The sequence below is a fragment of the Pseudolysinimonas sp. genome (genome assembly GCF_044239695.1).
GTDB lineage: Bacteria > Actinomycetota > Actinomycetes > Actinomycetales > Microbacteriaceae > Pseudolysinimonas_A.
Genome location: NZ_JBIIAW010000018.1, coordinates 24,515 through 38,172 on the forward strand (window position 1 = coordinate 24,515; position 13,658 = coordinate 38,172).

A 13,658-nucleotide genomic window follows, 5' to 3' on the forward strand; every position below is an offset into this window, starting at 1 on the left:
GTCGTGGCCAGAGCGCAGAAGTCCGAACCGACCCCCGAAGCGACGGCGGAGACGCGTGAGCCGGAGGCCCCGCTGACCAAGGGGCATGCCACGCCGACGCGCAAGGAGCGCGAGGCCGCGCGGCGCCGCCCGCTCGTGCCGAAGGACCGTCGCCTCGCCGCCCGGCAGAACCGCGCCACGCAGCAGAGCGAGCGCGAGAAGGCCCGGATCGGGATGGCGAAGGGCGACGAGCGCTACCTGCCGATCCGCGACAAGGGCCCGCAGAAGCGCTACGCCCGCGACTACGTGGACGCGCGGTTCAGCGCCGGCGAGGTGCTGATGCCGGTGCTGGTGCTGGTCATCCTCACCTGGTTCCTGCCGCAGCAGTTCCTCGACTACGTCTTCCTCGGGTTCTGGGCCGTGTTCGCCTTCGTCGTCATCGACTGCGTCGTGCTCGGCTCCCAGCTGAACAAGAAGCTGGTCGCGAAGTACGGCAAGGACAAGGTGGAGCGCGTCCGCTGGTACGCCGCGATGCGGTCGATCCAGATGCGGTTCCTGCGCCTGCCGAAGCCGCAGGTCAAGCGCGGCGAGTACCCCGCCTGACCAGCTCGCGGTTGATGCCGCGGGCCCAGAACGGTCCGCGGTAGAGGAACGCCGTGTAGCCCTGCACGAGAGTCGCTCCTGCCGCGAGGCGTTCCGCGACGTCGTCGGCGGTATCGACCCCGCCCACCGACACGAGCACGAAGTCGGGCGGGACAGCGGCGCGCAGCAGGCGGAGGATCTCGACCGATCGGGCGGCCAGTGGCGCCCCGGAGAGTCCCCCCTCCCCCGCGGCCGCGACGACCTCGGGTCGCGTGCGCAGCCCCGCGCGCGAGATGGTCGTGTTGGTGGCGACGAGTCCCGGAAGCCCGAGCTCCACGCAGAGCGCGGCGATCTTGACCGCTTGCTCGTCGGTCATGTCCGGCGCGATCTTCACGAGGACCGGCACCCCGGAGGCCGCATCGCGCACCGCCTCCAGGAGGGGGGTGAGCAGGTCGAGCTCCTGAAGGCCGCGCAGCCCCGGTGTGTTCGGGGAGCTGACGTTGACGACGAGGTAGTCGGCGAGCGGGGCGAGGGCCCGCGTCGAGACGAGGTAGTCCTCGAGCGCATCCTCGACGGCCACGATCCGCGACTTGCCGATGTTCACTCCGATGACCGGCCGGACGCGGCGGCGGCGCTCGCGGACCAGACGCGTCGCCGCCGCGTCGGCACCCGCGTTGTTGAAACCCATCCGGTTGACGACGGCGCGATCGGGGATGAGCCGGAACAGTCGCGGCTTCGGGTTGCCCGGCTGCGGGACCGCGGTGATGGTGCCGACCTCGACGTGGCCGAAGCCCAACACCCCGAGTCCGCGGATGGCGGCGGCCTCTTTGTCGAACCCCGCGGCGAGTCCGAACGGGGACGGGAACCGGAGGCCGAGGGCGTCGACCGCGAGCGACGGATGCGGGCGGCTGAGGCCGCGCAGGAAGCCGGGCAGGAGGCGGATCACCCCGAAGGCGAGGTGGTGGGCGCGCTCCGGATCCATCCGGCTGAGGACGAGACGGAAGAGGAGGGCGTACATCGATGCCAACCTACCGTGACGATGTGGCGGGGCCGGTCCGCAGCGCTACTCGACCGTGGAGGGGGTCTCGTCGGTCGAGGCATTCTCCACGCGCAGGAGGGAGATCGCCGACTCGAAGTCGTCGAGCGAGTCGAAGCCCTGGTAGACGCTGGCGAAGCGGAGGTAGGCGACCTCGTCGAGTTCCCGCAGCGGCGGCAGGATCGACAGGCCGATGTCGTTCGCGTCGATCTGCGAGACACCCGTCGCCCGGATCGACTCCTCGACGCGCTGCGCGAGCATCGAGAGGTCGGCATCCGTCACCGGTCGGCCCTGGCACGCCTTGCGGACCCCGGAGACGATCTTCTCCCGGCTGAACGGCTCGACGATGCCGGAACGCTTGATGACGGAGAGGCTCGCGGTCTCGGTCGTCGAGAATCGGCGGCCGCACTCGGGGCACTGCCGGCGCCGGCGGATGGCGAGGCCGTCATCGCTCGTCCGCGAGTCGACGACGCGGCTGTCCGGGTAGCGGCAGAAAGGGCAGAACATGGTGCGTTCAGGATAGGCGCGCTGGAGCCGTCACGCTCGAAACCTGGCATCCACCGCGTCACCGTGCGCCGGGAGCTGCTCGGCGTCGCTCATCGCCCGGATGTGGTGGGCGACCGCGCGGAGGGCGTCGGCGTCGTACTGCACGACCTGCTGCGGGCGGAGGAAGGTGACCGCCGAGATCCCGGCGGTGAACCGCGCGGTGCCGCCGGTCGGCAGGATGTGGTTCGATCCGGCGAGGTAGTCGCCGAGGCTCACCGGCGAATGCGTGCCGAGGAAGATCGCGCCGGCGTGCGAGACTCGGTCGAGCAGCGCCTCTGGATCGACGGTCTGGATCTCGAGGTGCTCGGGAGCGTAGGCGTCGCTCACCCGCGCCGCGGTGTCGAGATCGTCGACGAGGACGATCGCCGACTGCGGGCCGCCGAGGGAGACGAGCACGCGCTCGCGGGCCGCGGTGCGCGCGACCTGCCGCTCGAGTTCGGCCCGGACGGCATCCGCGAGCTCGGGCGAGTCGGTCACGAGCACCGCCGCCGCCGACTCGTCGTGTTCCGCCTGACTGATGAGATCGGCCGCGACGACCACCGGGTGGGCACCGCCATCCGCGATGACGAGCACCTCGGAAGGTCCCGCCTCGGCGTCGATTCCGACGGCGCCCTGCACGACGCGCTTCGCGGCCGCGACGTAGACGTTGCCGGGGCCGGCGACGACGTCGACGGGATCGAGGCTGAGCGAGGGAACGCCGTAGGCGAGCGCGCCGATCGCGCCGGCCCCGCCCATCGCGTAGACCTCGTCGACCCCGAGGACCCCGGCCGCACCGAGGATGAGCGGGTGGATGCCGTGGTCGAAGTCCGCCTGCGGCGGCGAGGCCAGGGCGATCGAGCCGACGCCGGCGACCTGGGCAGGCACGACGTTCATGACGACGCTCGACGGGTACACGGCCTTGCCGCCCGGGATGTAGAGACCGACCCGATCGACCGGCTGCCAGCGCTGGGTGATCCGGGCCCCCGGCGCGATCGTGGTCACCGCGGGCGGCGGCACCTGGGCACGACTCGCGGTGCGCTCCCGCCCGATGACCTCGTCGAGCGCGGCCCGGATCTCGCGCGGGAGCTTCGCCACGGCCGCGGTGATCGCCGCCGGGTCGACCCGGATCGCGGGAGCGCGCCCCCCGTCGAAGCGGTCGGACTGCTCGGCGAGAGCCTCGGCGCCGCGGGCCCGCACATCGTCGATGATGCCGGAGACGACCGGGATCGCGGCGGACACGTCGACCTCGGCGCGATGCACCAGGGCTCGGAGTTCGCTCGAGGAAGGGCGGCGTCCGCGGAGATCGATCGTCTGGATCATGGCCCATCCATGCTACGGACTCCGCCGGGGCGGGAATGCCCGTCCGCTCCAGGAGGTTGACTGGGTGAGTGGAACCGCACATCGTCGATGACCTGTCCGCGTTCAAACTCGCCTTCCGGCGGCACGCCGCGGGGGTCGCGGTGGTGACCGGGCTGACTCCCGACGGTGCCCCGGTCGGCTTCACCGCCACGTCGCTGGCGTCCCTCGCCGCGGTGCCGCCGCTCGCGACGTTCAACATGGCGCGGGTCTCGACCGCCTGGCCCGCCGTCGAGGGCACGAGCCATGTCGTCATCCACCTGCTCGGCGCCCGCAACCGCGCGCTCGCCGACCGTCTCTCGGGCCCCCATGACGCGCGGTTCGCCGGCGACCACTGGGCCCCCGGACCGCTCGGTCTCCCCCTCCTGAAAGACGTGCCGGCCTGGATGCTGGGTCGGATCGTGGAACGCGTCCCCGTTGCGGACAACGCGGTCGTCGTCGTGCAGGTGGAGGACGGCGGACTCGGCCCCGACGACGACGCCCTGCTCTACCACGAACGCACCTACCTGACGCCGGGCGTCCCGGTCACCGGCTGAGCCCGGTCTTCGCCGCGCCCGTCAGGCGTGCGGCCCGTAGGCGAAGACTCCCGCGGGATCGACGCGGCGACGCACCTCGGCGAGCCGCGTGAACGTCGCCTCCGGCCACGCCGAAGCGAACTCGACCGCCTCCGGGAGGTGCGAGATCCAATGGATGTTGGTCGCGGGCGCGATCCACGCCCGGATCGCCTCGGCGAATCCCGCGGCGGCGCGCGGGAGCACCTCGGCGAAGAGCGACGGGTCGGGAGCCCCGAGGACGTGGATCGCGAAGGCGCCCTCGCGGCCTCCGACCGCGGAACCGCCCTCGACGTCGAGTGCGACCGCTCCCCCGAGGTGGCGCAATTCGATCCCCAGGAACGGCAGCGGCGCGCTCGGGTGGAACAGCGAGGTGAGGGTCGACGCGAACTCCTGATCGAGCGGGGTCAGCAGCGCGCCCCACCCCCAGCTCGGCAGCGGGCCGGACGGGTCGCCGTGGATGCGCGCGACGTCGGCGATCGGAAGCGCGTCGAGCGCGTCGATCTCGACCGGTGCGAGCGCCCGCAGGGGTGCCGCGAGCCGCTCACCGTCCGCGGCGGCACCCGGATAGGCAAGGCGCAGCGCCACGACGAAGCGGCCGCGGACCTCGGCCGGGACGACATCGAGGTCGGGGAACCTCATCAGCGCCACGGAGGTCGTGACGTCGTCGGGGGCGCTCGCCGACCAGTCGATCCAGCCGCGCAGCACGGCTTCGGCGTGCGCACCGTCGAACGTCAGCGAGCCGGCGTAGAGCTGCGGGAGGTCGACGAGGCCGACCCGGATCTCGGTCACGACGCCGAGACCGCCCTTGCCCCCGCGCAGGGCCCAGAACAACTCGGCGTCGCCCGTCGGAGAGGCGTCCACGATGTCGCCGTCCGCCGTGACGACGGTCGCGGCGAGCAGGCGGTCGGAGGAGAAGCCGTGGCTGCGCGCGAGCGGGCCCAAACCTCCGCCGAGCAGATACCCGACGACCCCGACCGACGCGGCCGACCCGGTGATCGGCGCGAGCCCGTGCGGCGATGCCGCCGCGACCACGGCCGCCCACCGGGCACCGGCCTGGACGGTCGCGACGCGACGTCGCGGATCGACGGTCACGGCATCCATGCGCGTCGTGGTGATCAGCAGGCCGTCGGCGACGGCGACGTGTGCGCCATGCCCGGTCGCCTGGACGCGCACGGGCAGCGAGTGCTCGGCGGCGTAGCGGACCGCGGCGACGACATCGGCGGCGGAAGCGGCGCCGACCACCAGCGTCGGTGTGTGGCTGACGGCGGCATTGAAGCCGGCGACCTCCGCGGCGAACCCGGGGTCGGACGGCTCGAGGACGACACCCTCGATCTGGGCAGCGAGTTCATGCATGCGACGATGCTAGTGACGACAGCCGACCCGTTCCGGCCTCGATCAGACGATGCAGTTGGGTCCGAGGAGACTCTTCAGCTCGCCGTAGAGATCCGCGGTGACCGTGACCGGGAAGGGCACCTCGAACATCCGCGCGCTCTCCCCGCGCACGAGCCGCAGCCGCACCTCGTTGTCACCGCGGTGGCGGATCAGCACCTCGTTGAGCGCCGACACCACCTCGGTGGTGGCGCGGTGTTCGGGCACCGAGATCACGAGAGGCCCGGAGCCGAGCGAGGCTCCGGTGTCGGGCACGAAGAGGCTGACCGCGTGCAGGTTCAGTCCGTCGTCACGGGTCGCGACCCGACCCTTGATGACGACGATCGAGTCGTTCTGGAGCGACGGCGAGAACTCCAGGTAGGTCTTGCCCATGAACAGCACCGTGACCTCGCCGCCGAAGTCCTCGACGGTGACCATGCCGTACTGGTTGCCGGAGTTGCGTGCGGTGCGGTGCTGCACGCTCGTGAGCAGCCCGGCCACCGTCACCTGCTCGCCGTCGTGGGCCGCCTCGCCGCTCACCAGGTCGCTGATCGCGACGCTCGCATGCTTCGCGAGGGTCTGCTCGAGCCCGGCGAGCGGATGGTCGGAGACGTACAGTCCGAGCATCTCGCGCTCGAAGGCGAGCTTGTCCCGCTTGTTCCACTCCGGCCGGGGCGGCACCACCTGGGTCGACTGCTCGGGCTCGTCCCAGAGGCTGTCGAAGTCGAATCCGACCTGCCCGTTCGCCTCCTCCCGCTTGCGCTTGACCTCCTGCTCGACGGCGCTCTCGTGGATCTCGATCAGCGCCCGGCGCGTGTCGCCGAGCGAGTCGAACGCGCCGGCCTTCACGAGCGATTCCACCATCCGCTTGTTGGCGGCCTGGATCGGCACCTTGGTGAGGAAGTCGTGGAACGAGGTGAAGGCGCCCTTCTCCTCGCGCGTGCGCTTGATCTGGTCGACGACGGAGAAGCCCACGTTGCGGACCGCCCCCAGGCCGAAACGGATGTCGTCGCCGACCGCGGCGAAGAACGCGATCGACTCGTTGACGTCCGGGGGCAGCACCTTGATCCCCATCCGCCGGCATTCGTTGAGGTAGATCGCGAGCTTGTCGCGGGCGTCGCCGACGCTCGTCAACAGCGCCGCCATGTACTCGGCGGGGAAATGCGCCTTCAGGTAGGCGGTCCAATAGGAGATGACGCCGTACGCGGCCGAGTGCGCCTTGTTGAAGGCGTAGTCGGAGAACGGCACCAGGATCTCCCAGAGCGTCGACACGGCCACCTTCGAGAAGCCGTTCGCGAGCATCCCCGCCTCGAAGTCGGCGTACTGCTTGTCGAGTTCGGACTTCTTCTTCTTGCCCATGGCACGCCGCAGGATGTCGGCTTGGCCGAGCGAGAATCCGGCGACCTTCTGCGCGATCGCCATCACCTGCTCCTGGTAGACGATGAGGCCGTAGGTGGTGTCGAGGATGTCGCGGAGCGGTTCCGCGAGCTCCGGGTGGATCGCGCTGATCGGCTGCTGCCCGTTCTTGCGGAGCGCGTAGTTCGTGTGCGAGTTGGCCCCCATCGGGCCGGGCCGGTAGAGCGCGATGAGGGCGGAGATGTCTTCGAAGTTGTCGGGGCGCATCTGCTTGAGCAGGGAGCGCATCGGCCCGCCGTCGAGCTGGAAGACCCCCAGCGAGTCGCCGCGGGCCAGGAGCGCGTACGCCTCGGCGTCGTCGAATTCGAGCTCTTCGAGCACCGGTCGGAAGCCGCGGTTGGACTGGATGTTGTCGAGGGCGTCGTCGATGATCGTGAGGTTGCGCAGCCCGAGGAAGTCCATCTTGACCAGGCCGAGCGCCTCGGCGGCCGGGAAGTCGAACTGCGTGACGATCTGGCCGTCCTGCTCGCGACGCATGATGGGGATGATGTCGATGAGCGGCTCGCTCGACATGATCACACCGGCGGCGTGCACGCCCCACTGGCGCTTGAGCCCCTCCAGTCCGCGGGCCGTCTCGTAGACGGTGCGGGCATCCGGATCGGTCTCCAGGATCGCGCGGAAGTCGGCCGCCTCCTTGTAACGCTCGTGCGTGGGGTCGGTGATGCCGGACAGCGGGATGTCCTTGGCCATGACCGGCGCCGGCATCGCCTTCGTGAGCTTCTCGCCCATCGAGAACGGGAAGCCGAGCACCCGGCCCGCGTCCTTGAGCGCCTGCTTGGACTTGATGGTGCCGTACGTGACGATCTGAGCGACCCGCTCGTCGCCGTACTTCTCGGTGACGTACTTGATGACCTCGCCGCGTCGACGTTCGTCGAAGTCGACGTCGAAGTCGGGCATCGAGACGCGGTCAGGGTTGAGGAAGCGCTCGAAGATGAGTCCGTGCCGCAAGGGGTCCAGGTCGGTGATCCGCATCGCATACGCGGCCATCGAGCCGGCCCCGGATCCGCGGCCCGGTCCGACCCGGATGCCGTTGTTCTTCGACCAGTTGATGAAGTCGGCGACGACGAGGAAGTAGCCCGGGAATCCCATCTGGAGGATGACGCCGATCTCGTACTCCGCCTGCGCCCGCACCTCGGCGGGGATCCCGTTCGGGTAGCGCGCGACGAGGCCGCGCTCGACCTCCTTGACGAACCAGGACTGCTCCGTCTCGCCCTCCGGCACCGGGTACCGCGGCATGTAGTTCGCGCCCGTATCGAACTCGACCTCGCACCGCTCCGCGATGAGCAGGGTGTTGTCGCACGACTCCGGGTGGTCGCGGAAGAGGTGCCGCATCTCGGCGGCGGACTTCAGGTAGAACTCCGTGCCCTCGAACTTGAACCGGTTGGGGTCGGCGAGCGTCGACCCGGACTGCACCGAGAGCAGGATCTCGTGGGCGCTCGCGTCGGCCGCGTGCGTGTAGTGGAGGTCGTTGGTGGCGACCAGCGGGAGGCCGAGATCCTTCGCGAGCCGGACGAGATCGCCCATCGTACGCCGCTCGATGCCGATGCCGTGGTCCATGATCTCGGCGAAGTAGTTGTCCTTGCCGAAGATGTCGCGGAAGTCGGCGGCCGCCTGGCGGGCCTCCTCGTACTGGCCGAGCCGGAGGCGGGTCTGCACCTCGCCCGAGACGCAGCCGGTCGTCGCGATGAGCCCCGTGGCGTAGCTCTGCAGCAGCTCCCGGTCCATCCGCGGCTTGAAGTAGTACCCCTCCAGCGAGGCACGGCTGTTGAGACGGAAGAGGTTCTTCATGCCCTCGGTGGTCTCGGCGAGCAGCGTCAAGTGGGTGTATGCGCCGCCGCCGGAGACGTCGTCCTCGCCACCGTTGCCCCAGCGCACCCGGGTCTTGTCCGACCGGTGGGTGCCCGGGGTGAGGTAGGCCTCCGTGCCGATGATCGGCTTCACGCCGGCTTCGGTCGCCTGCTTCCAGAAGTCGAAGGCCCCGAAGTTGTTCCCGTGGTCGGTGATCGCGACCGCCGGCATCCCCTGCTCGGCGACGGTCGCCATGAGCTCGCCGATCCGCGCGGCCCCGTCCAGCATCGAGTACTCGGTGTGGACGTGCAGGTGCACGAAGGACTGTTTGTCTGAACTACCTGTCACGCGTCGCTCCGGGGTCGACCCTCAGGATAAGCGGAGGTCAGTCGGCGCGCAGGACGTCGAGAGCGTGTTGGAGGTCTTCCGGGTACGGGGATTCGAAGAGCACGTACTCCCCCGTCGCCGGATGCCGGAAACCGAGTTTGTGCGCGTGCAGCCACTGCCGCTCGAGGCCGACACGCGCGGTGAGGGCCTTGTCGGCGCCGTAGAGCGTGTCGCCGACACAGGGATGCCGCTGTGCCGCGAGGTGCACGCGGATCTGGTGCGTCCGACCGGTCTCGAGGGTCACCTCCAGCAGGCTCGCCGCCCGCATCGCTTCCAGCGCGTCATAGTGCGTGACGGCGTGTTTGCCTTCGGCGCGGATGGCGAACTTCCAGTCGTTGCTCGAGTGGCGCCCGATCGGCGCGTCGATCGTGCCGGAGAGCGGATCGGGGTGCCCCTGCACGACCGCGTGGTAGATCTTGTCGACCTCCCGGTCGTGGAACAGCCGCTTGAGCTCGGTATAGGCCGACTCCGACTTCGCGACGACCATGAGCCCGCTCGTGCCGACGTCGAGCCGGTGCACGATGCCCTGGCGCTCGGCGGCGCCCGAGGTCGCGATGCGGTAGCCGGCGGCGGCGAGGGCGCCGAGCACCGTGGGTCCGCCCCAGCCGGGGGCCGGGTGGGCGACGATCCCGACCGGCTTGTCGATGACCACGAGATCGTCGTCGTCGTGCACGATCCGGAAGCCCGGTACGAGCTGCGGGATGACGCGCGGCGCCTCCTTCGGCATCCACTCGACCTCGAGCCAGCTGTCCGCCCGCAGGCGGTCGGACTTGCCGAGCAGGATGCCGTCGAGCCTCACGCCGCCGGCCTCGAGCACGTCGACGGCGAAGCTGCGCGAGAAGCCGAGCAGCTTGGCGAGACCGGCATCCGCGCGTTCGCCGGCGAGTCCCTCCGGGACCGGCAGGCTGCGGCTCTCCGTCACAGGGTGCCGGCGCTCAGTCGTCGGCCGTCGCGGCCGCGTCGGACTTCGGCGCCTCCGTGTGACGGGTGCCGTCGAGTCCCACATTGCGCAGCGACAGGATCAGGAACAGTCCCATCGCCGACACCACGGCGACGTCGGCGAAGTTGAAGATCGCCGGAAATCCCCAGACCTGGATGAAGTCCACGACGTGACCGACGCCGAAACCGGGCGGTCGGGTCAGCCGGTCGGTGACGTTGCCGAAGGCCCCCCCGAGGACGAGCCCGAACATCGTCGCCCAGCCGAGCGAGCGGATGCGCGGCGCGAACCAGACGATGAACACGATCACGCCCACCGCGACGATCGAGAGGATCCAGGTGAATCCCGTCGCGAGCGAGAACGCGGCTCCGGGGTTCGTCACGTAGTGCAGTTGGAGCACCTCGCCGAGCAGCGGCACGACGTCGTTGATCTCGAGCGTCGAGGTGACCAGGTACTTCGTGATCTGGTCGACCCCGTACGCGACGAGCGCGACGGCAGCGAGCAGCCCGAGCGCGCGCGGGCTCAGCCGCCGACGCGGAGAAGCCTCGGGCGCGTCCGGGTCAGTTGCCCGAGCCAAAACCCGGGTACTCGGTGGGCTGCGGGTACGCGGCGTAGTCGGGCTGCTGAGGCTGACCGTAGGCCGGCGCGGCCGCGTATTGCGGAGCGGCCGCCTGCGGCGCGTCGTACTGAGGAGCGGCGGCCTGCGGGGCTGCGGCGACGGCCTGCTGCGCGGGCGCGGCGCTCAACGCGTTCGACGTCTCCAGCTCGCGGAGCTGACCCTCGATGTAGCCGCGCAGCTTCGTGCGGTAGTCGCGCTCGAACTGACGCAGTTCCTCGACCTTGCGCTCGAGTTCGTTCTTCTCCTGCTGGAGCGCCCCGAGCTGGCCGCGTGCGCCCTGCTCGGCCTCGGAGACGACGCGCGCGGCAGCGGCGTGGCCTTCGGCGATGAGCGCGTCACGCTTCTCCATGCCCTCGCGCACGTGCTCCTCGTGGAGCCGACGGGCGAGCTGGAGCAGGTTGTTGGTGTTGCCCGGGTCCATGGCATTCGGGTCGAAACCGGCGGGCGCGAAGGCGGGCTGCTCGGGGACCGGCGCGGGCATCGGGGCCTGCTGCGGCATCTGCGCCTGCTGAGCGGCGGAGCGCTGGAGTTCCGCGAGACGGGACTCACCGGCGACGAGGCGCTGACGTAGCTCCTCGTTCTCCTGGTTCAGGCGACGCAGTTCCACGACCACCTCGTCGAGAAAATCGTCGACCTCGTCCTGGTCGTAGCCCTCGCGGAACTTGGTCGGGTTGAACCGCTTGTTGACCACATCTTCAGGAGTCAAGGCCATGTCTTTCACCTCACGCATTATCCGCCATCACCCCCGCGACCTCCGTCGCGCCTCGATGGCGACATCGACTTGCACCCTCCGTCCCGGGGGCGTACTTCAGAGTACATCGCCGTGGCTGGTGGTTCGTAGGGTTACTTCCCGCGAACCGGGGGACGTCGTCGGCCCGAGTCTCTCGGGCAGGACGGTCTACTGACCGAAGAAGGCCGCATCCACCTCGGGCTCGACCTCGTCCGACTCGCCGCTCACCGCGACGTGCTCGGGCGAGAGCAGGAAGACCTTGTTGGTGACGCGCTCGATCTTGCCGTAGAGCCCCGAGGCGAGGCCGCTGGCGAAATCGATGAGGCGTCGGGCGTCGGGCTCCGACATCTGGGAGAGGTTCATGATCACCGGCACCCCCTCGCGGAACGCCTCGGCGATCGACTGGACGTCCTTGTACTGGCGCGGGTTGACGGTGAGGATCTCGTTCATCCCGGAGGCGGCGGAGTGCTTGGTGCTCACCGCCGCGGGTCGACGCAGCGGGGTGACCGGCGCGCGACCGGGCCCCTGGTGCGCCACCGGCGCGACGGGCGCCGCCGGCACGTGGTCGTCGTAGTCCTCATCGGCCAGGCCGAGGTACACCATCGTCTTGCGCAGCGGGTTCGCCATGTCGTCCTCCGAAGGATCGCAGCCGCGGTCACAGGCGCGGCGTCGATTCCGACATTAACCGCCGGTCGGCCGTTTCCCCGTGATTGCCGTCCCGATGCGGAGGTGTGTCGCGCCTTCGAGAATCGCCTCCCGGAAGTCGCCGGACATCCCTGCGGAGATCCCCACGGCTCCCGCGTCGACGGTGCGCACTCGCTCCGAGATCTCCCGCAACCGAGCGAACGCGGGCCGGGGTTCGGTGCCGAGCGGCGCCACCCCCATCACCCCGAGCAGTCGGAGCCCCGCCGCGGCGACCACCTGCTCGGCCAGCGACTCGGCGGCCGCCGGGGGAATGCCGCCTCGACCCGGCTCGTCGCTCAGCCCGATCTCGAGGAAGACGCCGATGACGCGACCGTCCTCGGCGGAGAGCGCTCGCACGAGCGACTCGCGGTCGACCGAGTGCACCGTCGCGGCATAGCCACGCACGGCTCGCGCCTTGTTGCTCTGCAGCTGCCCGACGAAGTGCCACGCGAGCCGATCGTCGGCGACCTCCGCCGCCTTCGCGACGGCCTCCTGGTGCCGGTTCTCACCGACGTCGCGCACGCCCAGGGTCAGCAGCTCGCGGACGAGCGACGCCGGATGGAACTTCGTCACGACGATCCGCGTCGGTGCCGCGGTTCCGGCGTCGCGGACCGCGTCGGCGATCGCGGCGTCGACCGCCGCGAGCCGGTCGGCGAGTGACGAGGCAGGGCCGGCGCTGCCCGTTCCCGGACCGGCTATTTCAAGAACTCCGGGATGTCGAGGTCGCCGTCGTCGTCGAAGTCGCGGTCGAGCGGCGCCCCCAGCGGGGCGTCGGGCTCCGCAGCCCACCCGGTCGTGTCCATGGCCTGCGTCGCGGCGAGGCCCGCGCCGACCCCGACGGGCGCTTCGGCGGCGACGAACGAGTCCCGGCGTGCGGGAGCGGCACGGTACGCACTCGGCTCACCGCCGTCGAAGCCGGCGGCGATGACGGTGACGCGCACCTCGTCGCCGAGGGTGTCGTCGATGACCGCGCCGAAGATGATGTTGGCCTCGGGATGCACGGCCTCCTGCACGAGGCGGGCAGCGTCGTTGATCTCGAAGATGCCCAGGTTCGATCCGCCCTGGATCGAGAGCAGCACGCCGTGCGCGCCGTCGATCGACGCCTCGAGCAACGGGCTCGCGACGGCGAGTTCGGCGGCCTTGATCGCCCGGTCGGCGCCGCGACTCGCTCCGATGCCCATGAGCGCGGAGCCCGCGCCCTGCATGACGCTCTTGACGTCGGCGAAGTCGAGGTTGATGAGCCCGGGGGTGGTGATCAGGTCGGTGATGCCCTGCACACCGGCGAGCAGCACCTGGTCGGCAGTCGCGAACGCCTCGAGCATGCTGATGCCGCGGTCGCTGATCTCGAGGAGCCGGTCGTTGGGGACGACGATGAGCGTGTCGACCTCGTTCTTGAGCGCGGCGACGCCGGTCTCGGCCTGGGCCGACCGGCGCTTGCCCTCGAAGGCGAACGGCTTGGTCACGACGCCGATCGTGAGCGCACCGATCGACTTCGCGATGCGCGCGACGACGGGGGCGCCGCCGGTTCCCGTTCCGCCGCCCTCGCCCGCGGTGACGAAGACCATGTCGGCCCCGGCGAGGGCTTCCTCGATCTCTTCCGCGTGGTCCTCGGCGGCGCGACGGCCGACCTCGGGGTCGGCACCGGCACCGAGGCCGCGGGTCAACTCTCGGCCGACATCGAGCTTGACGTCGGCGTC

Annotated in this window: 13 protein-coding genes; 2 read left to right on the forward strand and 11 right to left on the reverse strand. The window is 70.4% G+C overall.

Features of this window, described 5'->3' with window-relative positions; all coding sequences use genetic code 11:
* Positions 1-3: 3 nt before the first annotated feature.
* Positions 4-582, forward strand: coding sequence for a DUF3043 domain-containing protein (locus ACILQS_RS04650; protein WP_395638940.1), 579 nt, complete (start codon positions 4-6; stop codon positions 580-582).
* On the opposite strand, the gene ACILQS_RS04655 is transcribed toward ACILQS_RS04650, so the two are convergent.
* The 3 genes from ACILQS_RS04655 to hisD are packed head-to-tail and all read right to left on the reverse strand — an operon-like array spanning position 557 to position 3,442.
* Positions 557-1,579, reverse strand: a complete 1,023-nt coding sequence (locus ACILQS_RS04655) for a quinone-dependent dihydroorotate dehydrogenase (protein ID WP_395638941.1) — start codon at positions 1,577-1,579, stop codon at positions 557-559. The genes ACILQS_RS04650 and ACILQS_RS04655 overlap by 26 nt on opposite strands.
* A gap of 45 nt (positions 1,580-1,624) precedes the next feature.
* On the reverse strand, positions 1,625-2,104 hold the full coding sequence (gene nrdR / locus ACILQS_RS04660; RefSeq protein WP_395638942.1) for a transcriptional regulator NrdR: 480 nt from the start codon (positions 2,102-2,104) through the stop codon (positions 1,625-1,627).
* A gap of 30 nt (positions 2,105-2,134) precedes the next feature.
* Positions 2,135-3,442 carry a histidinol dehydrogenase gene (gene hisD / locus ACILQS_RS04665; protein WP_395638943.1) on the reverse strand — a complete coding sequence of 436 codons (1,308 nt, stop codon included), beginning with the start codon at positions 3,440-3,442 and terminating at the stop codon, positions 2,135-2,137.
* A 68-nt stretch (positions 3,443-3,510) separates the two neighbouring features.
* Here hisD and ACILQS_RS04670 point away from each other — a divergent pair, with 68 nt between their 5' ends.
* Positions 3,511-4,014, forward strand: a complete 504-nt coding sequence (locus ACILQS_RS04670) for a flavin reductase family protein (protein ID WP_395638944.1) — start codon at positions 3,511-3,513, stop codon at positions 4,012-4,014.
* A gap of 21 nt (positions 4,015-4,035) precedes the next feature.
* Here ACILQS_RS04670 and ACILQS_RS04675 read toward each other — a convergent pair whose 3' ends face one another.
* The 8 genes from ACILQS_RS04675 to ftsZ form a co-directional block, all read right to left on the reverse strand.
* Positions 4,036-5,385: an FAD-binding oxidoreductase gene (locus tag ACILQS_RS04675; protein ID WP_395638945.1), complete on the reverse strand. Its 1,350-nt coding sequence runs from the start codon at positions 5,383-5,385 to the stop codon at positions 4,036-4,038.
* A gap of 42 nt (positions 5,386-5,427) precedes the next feature.
* Complete coding sequence (dnaE, locus tag ACILQS_RS04680) at positions 5,428-8,892, reverse strand: DNA polymerase III subunit alpha (RefSeq protein WP_395638953.1); 3,465 nt, start codon at positions 8,890-8,892, stop codon at positions 5,428-5,430.
* Between the two features lie 97 nt (positions 8,893-8,989).
* Complete coding sequence (locus ACILQS_RS04685; RefSeq protein WP_395638946.1) at positions 8,990-9,913, reverse strand: RluA family pseudouridine synthase; 924 nt, start codon at positions 9,911-9,913, stop codon at positions 8,990-8,992.
* Between the two features lie 13 nt (positions 9,914-9,926).
* Complete coding sequence (lspA, locus tag ACILQS_RS04690; protein ID WP_395638947.1) at positions 9,927-10,505, reverse strand: signal peptidase II; 579 nt, start codon at positions 10,503-10,505, stop codon at positions 9,927-9,929.
* Positions 10,489-11,259, reverse strand: coding sequence for a DivIVA domain-containing protein (locus tag ACILQS_RS04695; protein WP_395638948.1), 771 nt, complete (start codon positions 11,257-11,259; stop codon positions 10,489-10,491). The genes lspA and ACILQS_RS04695 overlap by 17 nt, the downstream gene beginning before the upstream one ends.
* Positions 11,260-11,445: 186 nt before the next feature.
* Positions 11,446-11,904, reverse strand: a complete 459-nt coding sequence (locus tag ACILQS_RS04700; RefSeq protein WP_395638949.1) for a cell division protein SepF — start codon at positions 11,902-11,904, stop codon at positions 11,446-11,448.
* Between the two features lie 54 nt (positions 11,905-11,958).
* A complete protein-coding gene (locus ACILQS_RS04705; RefSeq protein ID WP_395638950.1) occupies positions 11,959-12,534 on the reverse strand; it encodes a YggS family pyridoxal phosphate enzyme in 576 nt (191 codons plus the stop codon).
* A 122-nt stretch (positions 12,535-12,656) separates the two neighbouring features.
* Positions 12,657-13,658 (reverse strand): cell division protein FtsZ (gene ftsZ / locus ACILQS_RS04710; RefSeq protein WP_395638951.1); only part of this gene is annotated, 1,002 nt, incomplete at its 5' end.